Annotated in this window: 10 protein-coding genes and 1 pseudogene; 4 read left to right on the top strand and 7 right to left on the bottom strand. The window is 44.2% G+C overall.

The window, feature by feature from the left end:
• Nucleotides 1-21 precede the first annotated feature (21 nt).
• The 6 genes from GPLA_RS10870 to GPLA_RS10895 all read right to left on the bottom strand — a co-directional run bounded on the left by GPLA_RS10870 (nt 22) and on the right by GPLA_RS10895 (nt 7935).
• On the bottom strand, nt 22-810 hold the full coding sequence (locus GPLA_RS10870) for an ABC transporter ATP-binding protein (protein ID WP_007104967.1): 789 nt from the start codon (nt 808-810) through the stop codon (nt 22-24).
• Nucleotides 803-1819: a FecCD family ABC transporter permease gene (locus tag GPLA_RS10875; protein ID WP_007104968.1), complete on the bottom strand. Its 1017-nt coding sequence runs from the start codon at nt 1817-1819 to the stop codon at nt 803-805. The genes GPLA_RS10870 and GPLA_RS10875 overlap by 8 nt, the downstream gene beginning before the upstream one ends.
• Before the next feature lie 64 nt (nt 1820-1883).
• A complete protein-coding gene (locus GPLA_RS10880; protein ID WP_007104969.1) occupies nt 1884-2804 on the bottom strand; it encodes a heme/hemin ABC transporter substrate-binding protein in 921 nt (306 codons plus the stop codon).
• A gap of 142 nt (nt 2805-2946) precedes the next feature.
• Nucleotides 2947-4071 (bottom strand): HmuY family protein, encoded by a 1125-nt coding sequence (locus GPLA_RS10885; RefSeq protein ID WP_007104971.1) that lies wholly within the window; start codon nt 4069-4071, stop codon nt 2947-2949.
• A gap of 31 nt (nt 4072-4102) precedes the next feature.
• Nucleotides 4103-6103, bottom strand: a complete 2001-nt coding sequence (locus GPLA_RS10890; RefSeq protein WP_007104972.1) for a TonB-dependent receptor plug domain-containing protein — start codon at nt 6101-6103, stop codon at nt 4103-4105.
• A 443-nt stretch (nt 6104-6546) separates the two neighbouring features.
• Nucleotides 6547-7935: a M20/M25/M40 family metallo-hydrolase gene (locus tag GPLA_RS10895; protein ID WP_007104973.1), complete on the bottom strand. Its 1389-nt coding sequence runs from the start codon at nt 7933-7935 to the stop codon at nt 6547-6549.
• Nucleotides 7936-8157: 222 nt separating this feature from the next.
• Between GPLA_RS10895 and GPLA_RS10900 the strand changes: the two genes are divergently transcribed.
• From GPLA_RS10900 to GPLA_RS10910, 3 genes are all read left to right on the top strand, one after another.
• Nucleotides 8158-9333 carry an aminotransferase class I/II-fold pyridoxal phosphate-dependent enzyme gene (locus GPLA_RS10900; protein WP_007104974.1) on the top strand — a complete coding sequence of 392 codons (1176 nt, stop codon included), beginning with the start codon at nt 8158-8160 and terminating at the stop codon, nt 9331-9333.
• A 250-nt stretch (nt 9334-9583) separates the two neighbouring features.
• Nucleotides 9584-10018, top strand: a complete 435-nt coding sequence (locus GPLA_RS10905; RefSeq protein ID WP_007104975.1) for a DUF6515 family protein — start codon at nt 9584-9586, stop codon at nt 10016-10018.
• 344 nt (nt 10019-10362) lie between these two features.
• Nucleotides 10363-10773 carry a hypothetical protein gene (locus GPLA_RS10910; RefSeq protein ID WP_007104976.1) on the top strand — a complete coding sequence of 137 codons (411 nt, stop codon included), beginning with the start codon at nt 10363-10365 and terminating at the stop codon, nt 10771-10773.
• A 379-nt stretch (nt 10774-11152) separates the two neighbouring features.
• On the opposite strand, the gene GPLA_RS10915 is transcribed toward GPLA_RS10910, so the two are convergent.
• The gene (locus tag GPLA_RS10915; protein ID WP_007104977.1) at nt 11153-12034 is read right to left on the bottom strand and encodes a hypothetical protein; all 882 of its coding nucleotides are present in this window, start codon (nt 12032-12034) and stop codon (nt 11153-11155) included.
• 527 nt (nt 12035-12561) lie between these two features.
• Between GPLA_RS10915 and GPLA_RS23985 the strand changes: the two are divergent.
• A pseudogene (locus GPLA_RS23985) lies at nt 12562-12829 on the top strand (IS110 family transposase); the annotation flags it as partial.
• Between the last annotated feature and the right edge of the window lie 107 nt (nt 12830-12936).

Below are 12936 nucleotides of genomic sequence, written 5' to 3' on the forward strand. Positions count from 1 at the left end.
TTGCAATAAACATAAAAACCATCAGTGGGTGATATAGGGCACACTGTTGGCTTGTGGAATAAGTTTGGGCATCACCCCAAAACATTGATGTAAATTTTGCGCCGTGATAACACTCCCTGCTGAGCCTTGTGCCAAGCAACGGCCATTGGCTAACAAAATAACGTGCGTTGCATAGGGCAAAACGAGGTTAATGTCGTGACTTACGCACATCACGCCTAAACCCTGTTGGCAAAAGCCTTTTATCACGTCCATCATGGCTTTTTGAAAGCGAAAATCTAACGCTGAAGTAGGCTCGTCAAGCAATAACAATTTGCCCTCAAAATCCCTCTCGGTTTTGGCTTCGTTGGCGTTGGGTAATAGTTGTACTAACGCTTTGGCAATAAAAACACGTTGGCGTTCACCGCCAGACAAAGTTCTTACGTCACGACCGAATAAATGGCCAATGCTCAACTGTTCTGCTACTTGGCAAATTAATGCACTACTTTGCGCCAAGTTTTCATGCTGATTAATGCGACCTAATTGCAAGACCTCTTCGGTTAGAAAAGCAAACTGCACCTGATTGTGCTGATTAACAAAAGCACGCGCTTTAGCCAGCAATTTTGCTGGCCAGGCATCCACACTTCGCTGGCCAAAAGTCACATTTCCGCTATAACTTGCATGTAAACCAGCAATGCAACGTAACAAGGTCGATTTACCGCAGCCGTTTTCGCCAATCACCGTCATAAAATCCCCACTGCTAAGGGACAGATTAAGCCCGTCTAATAGCGTGAACGCACCGTGGCTCAGGGATATATTCTGTAAGTTAAGCATTCACACCTCCGGCTTTTTGCTTCGCCAATAAATATAAAAAGAAAGGTGCCCCCACCGCTGAGGTGACTATACCAATAGGTATTTCAAGAGGTGGAAACAACGCCCGTGACGCGGCATCTGCACCCAGCATTAATATCGCCCCCAGTGCCCCACACGCCGGCATCAAGTATTTATGATCTGCACTGAATAAAGTGCGCGCGATATGGGGCACAACTAACCCGACAAAGCCAATAATGCCGCACAGCGCCGTGGCCAATGCCACAGAAAAGGCCACCAACCATAAAATAAGCCGCTTATATTTACTCACCTCAAGTCCCATGCATTGGGCTTCGTTTTCCCCTAAAGCAAACAGGTTAAGCGGCTGTCTAAGGTGCATAAACAAGCCAATAATGGGCAAACTTAATGCGCCCACAAACAATACTTTTGACCAGGTAACACCGCCTAAACTCCCCATGGTCCAGTATGTTATCTGGCGTAAAGCATCGTCATTTGCCATATAGCTGATAGCCCCAATGTGGGTACCCGCAAGGGCATTAACTGCCACTCCAGCAAGAATCAACGACGAAATAGCCATACCAGCAGGCGTACGAGCCACAATTAACACCACCCAGACCGCCAGCAATGCACCAACAAACGCACTTAAGGCAATTAAGTACTGGCCGCCAACGGCAAGCTGCGGGTAGTGATTGATGAGTGCCAATGCTGTGGCGGCCGCGGCTGCTGCTCCGCCAGATATCCCTATTAAGCCAGGATCGGCTAACGGATTTCTAACCAAGCCTTGCATTGCACAACCTGACATCGCCAATAGCGCACCAACAAACATCGCCATGAATATTCGCGGAGCACGTAATTCAGAAAATACATACCACTGCAGGTATTGCTCTTGTGATAACGCCCGTTGATTGAGTTTATGAGACAAGGCTTCGAATAAAATACCAATAGATTGCTTGAAACTGCCCGCTTGCAGGCCAACCAGCAGCAATATAACCGCCAGTAACAAAGCTACCATAAAGGCGCGCAAGTGCTTTTTTCTGCGAGCATACAAAGTAAGCTGCAGTTGCACGGGAGAGACGTTAGTGTGCATCAGCATAAAACGACGCGGTGCGTGCAAGTACAGTGTGTAACGCTTGGGGATAACGAGGCGACAAGCCTAAAGCACTGCTGCTTTCCATCGTACTGATAACGCAATTTCGCCCAGCATGGGTCGCTTTAAGGGCCGGGTGTTGGCATAAACGCTGTAATGCTTGGTTATCTTTTACTCTATGACTCGCTACAAAAATGATATCTGGATTGGCTGCCAAAATAGACTCGTTATCCATGACTTTGTAATCAGCAAGACTTTGCGCAGCATTTTTTATCCCTGCATCATCAAATAGTGCCTGAGGTACGGTGTTCCCGCCAGCAACAGTTAAGCCACGATCACTGTCTGACATGACAAACAAAGCGGTTAGCGGCTTAGTATTACCAATTGATTGATTCGTTTTAATACGTTCTTGAGCTTCGCTTTTTAATGCTTTCACTTGAGCTGTAATACTGGCGTTCAACTGTTCAGCTTTATCGACTGAACTGAGCAGTTGACCCAACTCACTGATGAGTTGATGTAAACCTGCTACGTCGCGTTGCTCGTTGAATATATGGACCTCAATACCTGCCGCCTCAAGTTGCGCACTTAGGGTTTCAGGCCCAGTAGCTTGGGCGCCAAAAAGATGGGTTGGTTGAAAGCGCAAAATACCTTCGGTGCTCAACTGGCGAAAATAACCTAACTTAGGCAGTGCCGCTGCTGGTGCAGGAAACAAACTGGTGCTGTCGGTGGCAACAATTAACTGCTGCTTGCCCAATGCATATATGATTTCGGTGATACTACCGCCCGAGGCGATAATACGCATTTGTTGATTGCTTGGCGTGACCTCTGTCTTCACTAAATCGCCTGCAGAGGCCCATAGCTGAACACTCATGGATGTAATCAACAATACTAAACTAACGAACTTGTACATGGTGTATCCAATTAACGTGAATCCAAATGCCGAATGTAAATTCGGCTGTCGTGCTGGTTTATTTCCTCACGGAAATAAACCAGACTGGGTAAATCAAGGTTTATGCTTTTACCGTTAGATAAAACAGTTAACAAACAAAAAACTACTCGCTTGTCAGCTCATCAAAACGAAAGCTATAGTTACCCGAGGTACCTGCTTCATCGTAGTAACTGGTGATCTGCACTTTGAATGTGCTGGTATTGGTTTTGACTAAATACACCCCGTACTGTGACCACAATAAATGACCGGCATTTAAGTTGTATTGGTACCAAGGGTTGATATCAAACGCTAGCTGTTGGGTGACGTCTGAAGTGAAGCCATAATATTGTGCGGCTTCGCTGTCTATCGCTGCATAGGTGTTATCCTCATCAACTAACGCTGTCGCATCTTCGGCAATGTGAATATCGAATTCAGCACCGGTTATGTCATCGATGGTGGTGCACGCCAAGGAAATATCCCATGCATCAGTAGCAGAAAGGGCTGCACCTAGGTCAAAGTCGATGTACAAATTTTCCGTACAATCCGCTGTATTTATAGTTAACGCCGATTCAGCGCCAAATTCGGTATCACCCGCTAAGGTGTCTTGTACTGCAACCCCGAAGGTAATCGACGACATAGTGCGTCCTTGTGTGGTTAAGTCAGTGACACGAAACTTGCTATACACGTCGTCGGAATCGACAATAAAATAGCGGTCGTCGTTTGCACTTACCACATGGGTGGTGATGTCGTAATCATAAAATTTAGCGCCAATAACACTTTCTTGGGTATCTCCCACAAAACTATCGTCTTCGGGAATATCAGTTGTACTAATTGCCAGGTAGTCATCTAACTCAGAATCGGCATCCGCGTTTAGAAAGCTGTCTACTACTGCGGCTCCATTTGCAGCAAAAAACTCACTGTTTACATCAGTAAAAAATGCGCCAACGCTATTTTCGCTCTGAGTATTTAAATATACTTTAGTGCGCTGAAATGCGATATCCCATACGCTATTGTCAGCCGCTTCTTCATCAGTTAATTCAAGTACTTCGCCTGCATCTAAGTCAAAATACACGCGAACCGGCTCAGACGTTGTGCCAGTGCTAAAAGGCCCGACGACTGTGCCCTCTTCGACTACCGGTGTAGTAGGCTCTGTGGGCGATGGCTCAACGCTGCTGTCACTTGAACTTGAACCGCCACATGCCGTGAGTAACATGACCGCACTCAGGCTAGCTAAATAACTGATTTTCATGAAATATATATCCTTAAATGTATGTGTGTGTTTAATAAAATTGATACGTCACGCCGGCGAATACACGACGACTGGCCAGAGGGCGTACGTCGAGCAAACCTGAGGCAATGGCGTCACTTTCTTGATGTTCATCGAAGAGGTTGTCGATACCGGCGTTCCATTGCCATTGGTCGTTAATGTGCTGATTTACATTTAGGTTCACGCTAAGCCAGCTATCTTTTTCGATGCCGGTTTGCGCACTACTTGGGTGTTCACCGGCCTCATAAACCACGTAGGCTAAAGCGTTGATATCAAATGGGAGTTGCCAATTAATATTTGATTTAATTTGATGGCTGGGGCGATCACTTAGATACTCACCGGTATCATCCGTGGCATGCAGGTAGCTGTAGCTCAGTTGATAATCAATTTTTGCCCAACTTAGCTTGGCCGATAGATCTACCCCTTTGATATAGGTTTTATCCACGTTCTCGTAGCGAGAGATAAGCAGGCCTGTTTGCGCCGACGCATCCACATCGGTCACTGTGTTAATAAAATCTTTTGCCTTGGAATAATGCGCGTTAGCACGCAAAGACAACCTAGGGGAGCGCTCGTTCGGTGTGCGCTTAAAAGCCAATAATTTGGCTACAGAACCGTGATAACTCAACTCTAAATTCGCACTTAGCGCTATTTCAGGGTCGAGAGACTCGTTACCCAAGACCATATAACCTAAGTTACTGTGATCAAAGATATAAAAGCGCTCTTTCAAGGTGGGGACACGATAGCTCTGCCCTGCCCCTACACGTAATTGCCATAAATCGTGCTTGTCGTTGCTAAGCGCAAATAACCCATTAACCCGAGTCGCGCTGTGCCAGCCAAAATCACTGTCATGCTGAACCCGCGTACCAGCCACAAGTTCGTGATCTGCGAGCTGCCAACTTCCTTGTGTATAACCTTCTATGCTATTGCGGCTCTTATCATCTATTTCAACGGTGCCGTTTGACGCGCTAACATCAACCCCTGATGCTGTCACACCTTGCTTCATTTGATACAATTCGTCACGGTGCAATACCAAGCCAGAGATGAAGGCCACGTCTTTTATTTGCCACTGATATTGACTGTCTAATTCTGCTAGTTTTATCTCAGCATCACGCAAGCCGTTTGAATCACCGCTGGTTTCATCGTGTTGCAGCAAGCGACCTTGTATTTTCCATAATTGGTTTTGACTTAAGCTAAAGTCTTGTTGCCATTGCTGCACATTTGAAAGATAACTGATGTCCCCAGACTGGCCAGGAATGGCATATCGTAACTTCACTTTATCATCGCTGAAGTAACGTGATTTCAACGAAATATTCACGTCGCCAAACGTACGGGCGAGCCCTAAATTAACAAATGTTTTGTCCGTACTTGGCGCACTTTGCGCAAGTGTATTTTCGTCATAGTCAAAACCAGGGTCGTCAATTTTTTGCGCGCTAATACTTCCTTGCCAGCCAAGTATCATTTGATTCACGTCCAACTGATACAGTCCTGAAATATCTCCTGAATCAATACTATTTTGGGTATAATTACTTGCTTGATATCTAAATTTAGCGCTGTTTTTCTGCGCTTTGCGCGTAATCACATTGATTACCCCGCCCATGGCAGAACTGCCATAAAGCACAGACGCCGCGCCCCTCAATATTTCAATGCGTTCGATATTCAACACGCTGACTTGGTCCAAATCCACTGAAGAGCCCGTAGGAGCAATAAGCGGCTGACTATTCACTAAAACCAACACATGATCCCCATCAAAACCTTGCATTTGCACCGTGTAACCATCTTTTGCGTTACGTTTGGTCACCACTCCAGGAATATAATTTAAAGCACTAGCAAGGGTGCCATGACTAACCTGTTGCAGTTGTGCACCCGTGATCACGTCGATAGAAATAGGGCTTCGCGACTGAGCAAGCTCTGTTCGCGTACCTGTTACAACTAGGGTTTCAAGGTGTGACGCATCCGTTTGTTCTGACATCTGGGCTTGATTTAATTGGCCGTACGCGCTGGCGTTCAATAGCATTAAACAAGGTATGATTGGTTTAGGGTTCAAGATAATATCAACTGCAAATAGTAATGGTTATCATTTGCATTTTAATTTGTCATAGGTGACTCCTAATGGTCAAGTAGAATTTTGATAATTTATTCTAATACACAACTAAAATATTCCTGCGCAGACAAAATAACGGTAAATAATCAGACCAAATTAATTTGTATTTTGATAGCAAGTGTCTACTCGATATGTGGGTTAATCTATAACGAAATGGCTTCTGTTTAGCGTGTATAAACCTGAACTGATAACGTGCCGGCATACGGCAAGGAGAAAGGAGAAAGGAGAAAGGAGAAATTAACCAAGCGTATTAAGTTAGGCGGCGCTAAAGCGGATAAGTGAGTAAATTAATTAACGAAAGAAACGATGCAGCGTATCGTAAGACAAGGGGCCCAAATTTGTGGGCCCCAGTGCAATTAATCTGTGGCCAGCTCTTTGAGAATGAGGGTCCAATGATCGAGCCCGTCGTAAAAGGCTTTAATGGGTAATCGTTCATTCAAGCCATGAGCAAACATTTCATCAGGATCCATAAATATACTGGACATTGCCCACGTGGGTATACCCGCTGCGCGAAAATGCATACCGTCTGTGCCGCCCGATTCCATATAAGCCATAATGCTCACATCCGGGTAGCGCATGTGAACCGCTTGACTAATTGCATGCGTCACATCTTCACGTAATTCAGATATCGGGCTAGCCGTTGGCAGGCCTAAAGTAACAAATTCAATAGCAGGGTTTTTAACCACACCTTGCAGTGTTTTTTTAACGTCTTCTACTGACGTGCCAGGAAAAATACGACAATTAATTGTCACAGTGGCCGATTGCGGGGCGGCATTTTCAGCATGACCCGCAGTTAACATAGTCGGAATGCACGTTGTACGCGTGGTGCCCACGTAAGAAGATTCTTTTTCTAAGCGGTCCGAGGCGCTTTTATCCTGTGGATTTTTGGCAAAGTTTTCCATGGCTTGACCTAATTCCCCGCCCAATTGCTTACCTGATTCACGGAAGAATTCTCGGGTCATGTCACTGTACTGAACAGGAAAATGGTATTGCTGAACATTTAATAACGCGCTAGACAACTCATAGATCGCATTATCCGCGCGTGGTCTAGAGCTATGACCGCCGGGGTTTCGAACAGTTAACTCAAAACTGACATAAGTCTTTTCCGCCGCTTGCACTAAATACGCAATCGCTTTGCCTTGTTTATCTAAATCCCCGCCACCAGCATCGGAATTTAAGGCGTATTCAGCCTCAAGCAGTGCCGGCATTTTGGCTAACATTATTGTGGTTTTCATGCCTGTTTCTTCATCCCCAGAAAACGCCAGAATAAGATCTCGGTTGGGTACAAATCCTTCTTTTTTCAGGCGAATAAACGTAGACGACAACATAGTCACGCCCAATTTATTATCCACCGTCCCGCGACCATAAAAGTATTTATCGTCTTGGGTTAACGTAAATGGATGGCGCTGCCAATCTTCGGGCAATGCTTCCACCACATCCATATGGCCTAACAATAAAATAGGTTTCTTGGCGGATTCACTTCCCCGATAACGCACAACTAATGCGGCTGTTTCACCACTTGGGATCACGGTCACATCTTGCTTATCGAAACCCGCAGCATAAAATTCAGACGCTAAGTAATTGGTCATTTCAGGCACGTTACCTTTGCCCGCTGCGGTAGGGATAGAGATAACCTTTCGATAAATTTCTAAGGTTTTCTGGGCATGTTCACTATTTTGATTGGTCGCTGAAAAAGCATTTGAACAAATAAGAAGGGTGACCACTGACGTAATTAATTTAAGCATTATGAATATCCTTGTGGTGTTAAAAATTAACTTAGCACAAGTAAGTGTCCAGTCAACTGGCCTCCCGTAAACTATCGCGCTAACCGTCAGGTTAATGTCGTGCATAAAACTCCGACTTTAAACCTGTAACATTAGGTTTAAAGGGTGTGTTGCGGGCGTAAAAATGGCAGAATATTGCGCTTTCATTTTCATGATTTTCCCTTATAAATTGGTTGGTATCATTTGAAATATTCACAACGTGCACAGGCCATTTCACCATTTTTTGCCATGGCTTTTGGCGCCAAAGCGGCCGAATTAGAAGCCCAAGGTCATCATGTAATCAAGTTCAATATTGGTGAGCCTGATTTTGGTGCGCCCCCAGATGTATTGCTCGCTATGCAAAAACTTGCTACCACAGCGCCTCTGCCTTATACCTCGGCATTAGGTTTACCTGAGCTGCGCGCAGCCATCGCGGGCTTTTATAAAACCGCGCACAATGTCGAGGTAAACCCTAATCGTGTGGTCGTCACCGCAGGCGCTTCAGCCGCTCTATTGCTGTTGTCCGCAGCCTTTGTGGATGCCGGTGATAACGTCATCATGGGTGACCCGTCCTACCCTTGTAACCGACAATTTATCAAAAGTTTTGGTGGTAACGTGCAATTGGTTCCTACCACGGTAGCGTCACGGTTTCAGCTGAACATGGCATTGCTCGAAAAGCATTGGCAAACAGGCACCCGTGGCTTAATGCTCGCCACCCCATCAAACCCAACGGGAACAGCAGTCGTCCCAGATGAACTGGCGGCAATGTGCGAATTTGCCAAAAGCCGTGGCGCGTGGCGCATCATTGATGAGATTTACCTTAATTTGCATCATGGCGAGGCGAATGCAAAGCCTGTCACCGCGCTGTCATTTGATGATGAAGCCCTCGTTATAAACAGCTTTTCAAAGTATTTTGGCATGACAGGTTGGCGATTAGGATGGTGCGTAGTGCCGGAACGTGCCGTGCCTGTATTGGAACGTATGGCGCAAAATTATTATATTTGTCCGTCGACCTTGGCGCAAAAGGCGGCTTTAGCATGTTTTACTCCAGCCTCGATTGCGGTATGTGAATCACGTCGTGCCACCCTTAAATCACGTAAAGAGCTTGTGCTAACGGGCTTACAAAAATGTGGATTAAACGTACCTGTGCAACCAGACGGCGCATTTTACGTGTATATCGATGTGAGCAACACTGGCCTTAATGCAATGACCTTTTGTGAGCGAGCTTTGCAAGAAGCCCATGTAGCACTCACCCCAGGCAATGATTTTGGTGAGTTTCAGGAAGACCATTATGTACGCTTATCATTTGCTTCTGCTGAAGCAGAATTAGAGGAAGGCATGCAAAGGTTAAAACGCTTTATGCACACCTTAGCTGTTTAATCGCACGGCAATAAAACGCGCTTCGCTTAGTATGATTTTCAAACCTTGCGGGCCTTGTAAATCCGTTGCTGTGGCTTCTTAGAATCGCAACAACGGAATTATTAGCGCGGCTAAAATCACCTTCTTATTTTTACTGCAGCACTTTAAAGTAAAAGCGCGCTACCTTTACGCAACCTTTACTTTATTCACACTAACCATTTCCTAGTTCAAGCATCCAAAATACCTGAAAGTAAATTATGGGAGTGTTGCTATGAGATTTCGTACCGTTTTTATTGCACTGGGTAGTTGTTTTCTTTTGTCGTCCTGTGGTTTGTTTCATGGCAGGCACTCCGGCGGTCATGGCCATGGCAACGTTAATTTTCGTGGTGGGGGTAATGGGCCAGCGGCCCTAATTGTTTTAGGTGTAGGCGTTGCGATTGGCACCATCATATCCGCCATACCCGATAAACATACGCCGATTGATTCAGACCGCTATTATTCTGATGGGGTATTTTATCGTGACACCCCACGAGGCTACGAGGTCATTGCACCTCCTGTAGGTGTGTGGGTCAGTGAGCTGCCTGCTCACCACAGTGTGGTTCGTCATCAAGAATTTAAATATGTTGAATGCAAGGGGGTCTGGTATCGATATGGATCTCAAAGTCGGCAATATCAGGTCGTTGCTAATCCTTATATTGTACCCTAGCCGACCGCTTGTGAAGTGGCATTGCCACCATCACTGAATGTCTCATCAGTAAACGTCCTTAGCATTTTCTTTCGCCAAATGATTACTCCCCACGTGCCTATTCTGTGCTTCAAGCATGAGATCGAGTGCATTAACAATGAAGCAATTCGGCGTATTCACCTACCTCATGCTGTTACGTTTTTTAGATGTGAAGTGCATAGTTCTCACGCCAAAATCAGAGTAACGACTAAACTATAAAAAACGTTGTGAATAGGAATATTCAATCACTGTTTCGTTGTTGAGTCGGCTGCCCAAGCCCACTTAGTCGTTCTATAGGGATAATGTAAATAAAAAAGGATATTGATATGAAAGCATTACATGTGGTTTTACCGCTTCTCATTACGTTTGCTGTCTCAGGCTGCTCTGAGCAGCGCAATGAAAGTAATGAAGAACTCATGGCAAAAATCGAAAAGCTAGAGGTAGAAATTGAAGATATGCAGCAAAATTTGGCTGCGCTGGAACAAAAAACACAACTGAGTTTTTCAGTGATTAGCTCCAACCCCTTTTTAGACAACGCGTTTGAGGATTTTGTCTTTGCAAGTGATGAGTTTTGGAAGAACACGGTAGATGTTGGTGTGTCCGAATGCACCAAGCGTTGCTCCGCCGACGCCAAAGGTAGACAAGCTACCTGTAATGCGCTGCCCGACGGGGATGAAAAGATTGATTGCCGCAATGACTCATCAAATAAGGCAAAGACGTGTAATAAGCAGTGTTAAACCTAAGTCCTAGGTAAAACGTTATGAGGTATGTGGCAGCTATCTATGTCGAAAAACCGCAACAGGGCTATCCACTGTAAATCCTCGATTCAAAGTCCGACCTGCTGTACGAGCATATTATAGTGCGAAACTTGGACTTAATATTTGAAAATCGCACGACTATATCAAGCCCATGTTTAGTCGGGTTGGTGCCAAAAGCGGCCAGTCGGGCTTACTTGAATTAAACTGGTTCTTACCACTAGATTGTAACTCTGTCTTTATACCTAAATGGCCATTTTCGGTCTTAACCGGTCATTGTGGTAGATTTTGTGTTGCGCCCCTTTGGGAGAAAGGGGCATAAAGAACTAACGCGAGTGCCACGCAAAAACTGTAGTATCTATTATTTTTGAAATTTAAAGTTATTTACTCTATCCCACATGCCATTAAAATCGAAATCTTTAAACGCTTTTTCATCAGAAATATACAGGTTAATATCATTAGACGTAAAGGGTATTTTAGGAAGGTCAAAGCGTTCATTTGCTATAGGCTCCCACATTTTCAAATCCTTTAAATCTGTGTCAAAACTAACAGCAGAACGTAGAACACTAACGGTATAACTAAATTGTATTAATGGCGCAAATATTGTGAAATCAGGCATAGAAATATGATTGCCTTTATAATTTAGCACGTGAGGCATCACGACAGAACCCATAACAAATTCCTGATTCAGAATGGTACAATTACCTGCAATTAAATACATGATTTCCAGCCGTTCTTCGGTATCTTTACGAGTAGTCATTTGTAATCTTTGATAAGGGGCAATTAATCCAGCCATGCCACTCCATATTCTGTTTGTTACAAACTGTGTATTGGCTTTGCCTGTCCACTTATTAATGTCGCCATAAAAAAGTCTATGCACTTGGTCTGGAAAGTCTGCTCCACCAGCATTTTTTTTAATAAAAGCTGAAAACTCTTCTTTATGTTTATAGTAATTAGAAAACTTGTTTTGTTCGCTTGATAACCGCATTTGCTCTATTGATATGGCTGATCTATGGTTGACCGCATACACAGCTCCAATAGGTATAATTAGTGCAAGAACCCCTAGTGGAACTTTGAAAGCAACTACAAAATAATTGAAGCAATCACTGCTTCGACAGAAGATTAAGTTTTCATAGTCATATATAGCCCAAGATATTAACGCAGCGCTTACAACTAACACCCCCCCAGTAATCCATACTACTGGAAGATTAAAAAAATTTTTCCCTGAATCAAACGCAGGCATATATAGATCTCTTTTTGTTATAAACGCATAGTAAATATTAGAGAGTGTCACAAAGCTAAAACTCAAATAATTTAAGCCTAGTATCCAAGATTAATATGTAGTTTAACCTTCATCAAACAAATTAAGTAAATTATGTAAATTATGTGTTCGTATCTGTTGGTTTGGTTTTTGACAATAATTAGTGCAAACAAAAAAACGCTAACGGCGGCTTTACCGAAACTCCCGTGAATAGGAAACAAACCCATCACATATTTTAAAGATCAGCAGATAACTTAAATTTCCGGTGATCGCTCAAAGCTGCCCGTCAGAAAATTTTTTCCCAACGACTGCAAAAGACAAGAAGCCGACGTTCAACGCTGCCATAAGCGGTTAGTGGCAGTTGGCTAAAATGTGTAGCGAAGCGGAACCGAGCCAATTGTTACGAATTCGACTTAATGGTCTTGCACAATTTCGCTACAATTGTTTATGCAGATGAATATACGTAACTAGATCTTGGTACTTTTGAGACAACATATATAACGGGTATTTTTGATTGGGTACACTGGCGATGGGGCTGTTCTAAGTTTATTCGTCAAACCTTTATTGAATGGTCAGCGAAAACAGTTCGCTACTTTTACTGGCACAGCTTTACTACGAACAGCAGCGGAAAAAAGGAACACTCATCAGCAAGCGTTGCGCTCCTTAGCCTTCAAGTGGATAAGAGTTTTGTACTGCTGTTGGAAAAGCAAAACACCATATGATGAGGCGAAGTGCCTCAAAGTATTAAAAGAGAGAAATTCGCCTTTACTCGGATAAAAATGGTTGACGAGTGGCTCAGGGCATTAAGCGGACGGTCATTGACAGGAGCCTCTATTTCATCTTTGTGCCATTTGCAGTCGATGACACACTAATACCAATCACCT

The organism is Paraglaciecola polaris LMG 21857 (assembly GCF_000315055.1).
Taxonomy (GTDB): domain Bacteria; phylum Pseudomonadota; class Gammaproteobacteria; order Enterobacterales; family Alteromonadaceae; genus Paraglaciecola; species Paraglaciecola polaris.

Excerpts from the sequence above, each read along its gene's own strand:
- GPLA_RS10875 (WP_007104968.1), bottom strand. The coding sequence starts at position 1,819 with ATGGTAGCTTTGTTACTGGCGGTTATATTGCTGCTGGTTGGCCTGCAA.
- GPLA_RS10870 (WP_007104967.1), bottom strand. The coding sequence starts at position 810 with ATGCTTAACTTACAGAATATATCCCTGAGCCACGGTGCGTTCACGCTA.
- GPLA_RS10905 (WP_007104975.1), top strand. The coding sequence starts at position 9,584 with ATGAGATTTCGTACCGTTTTTATTGCACTGGGTAGTTGTTTTCTTTTG.
- GPLA_RS10880 (WP_007104969.1), bottom strand. The coding sequence starts at position 2,804 with ATGTACAAGTTCGTTAGTTTAGTATTGTTGATTACATCCATGAGTGTT.
- GPLA_RS10910 (WP_007104976.1), top strand. The coding sequence starts at position 10,363 with ATGAAAGCATTACATGTGGTTTTACCGCTTCTCATTACGTTTGCTGTC.
- GPLA_RS10885 (WP_007104971.1), bottom strand. The coding sequence starts at position 4,071 with ATGAAAATCAGTTATTTAGCTAGCCTGAGTGCGGTCATGTTACTCACG.
- GPLA_RS10915 (WP_007104977.1), bottom strand. The coding sequence starts at position 12,034 with ATGCCTGCGTTTGATTCAGGGAAAAATTTTTTTAATCTTCCAGTAGTA.
- GPLA_RS10890 (WP_007104972.1), bottom strand. The coding sequence starts at position 6,103 with ATGCTATTGAACGCCAGCGCGTACGGCCAATTAAATCAAGCCCAGATG.
- GPLA_RS10895 (WP_007104973.1), bottom strand. The coding sequence starts at position 7,935 with ATGCTTAAATTAATTACGTCAGTGGTCACCCTTCTTATTTGTTCAAAT.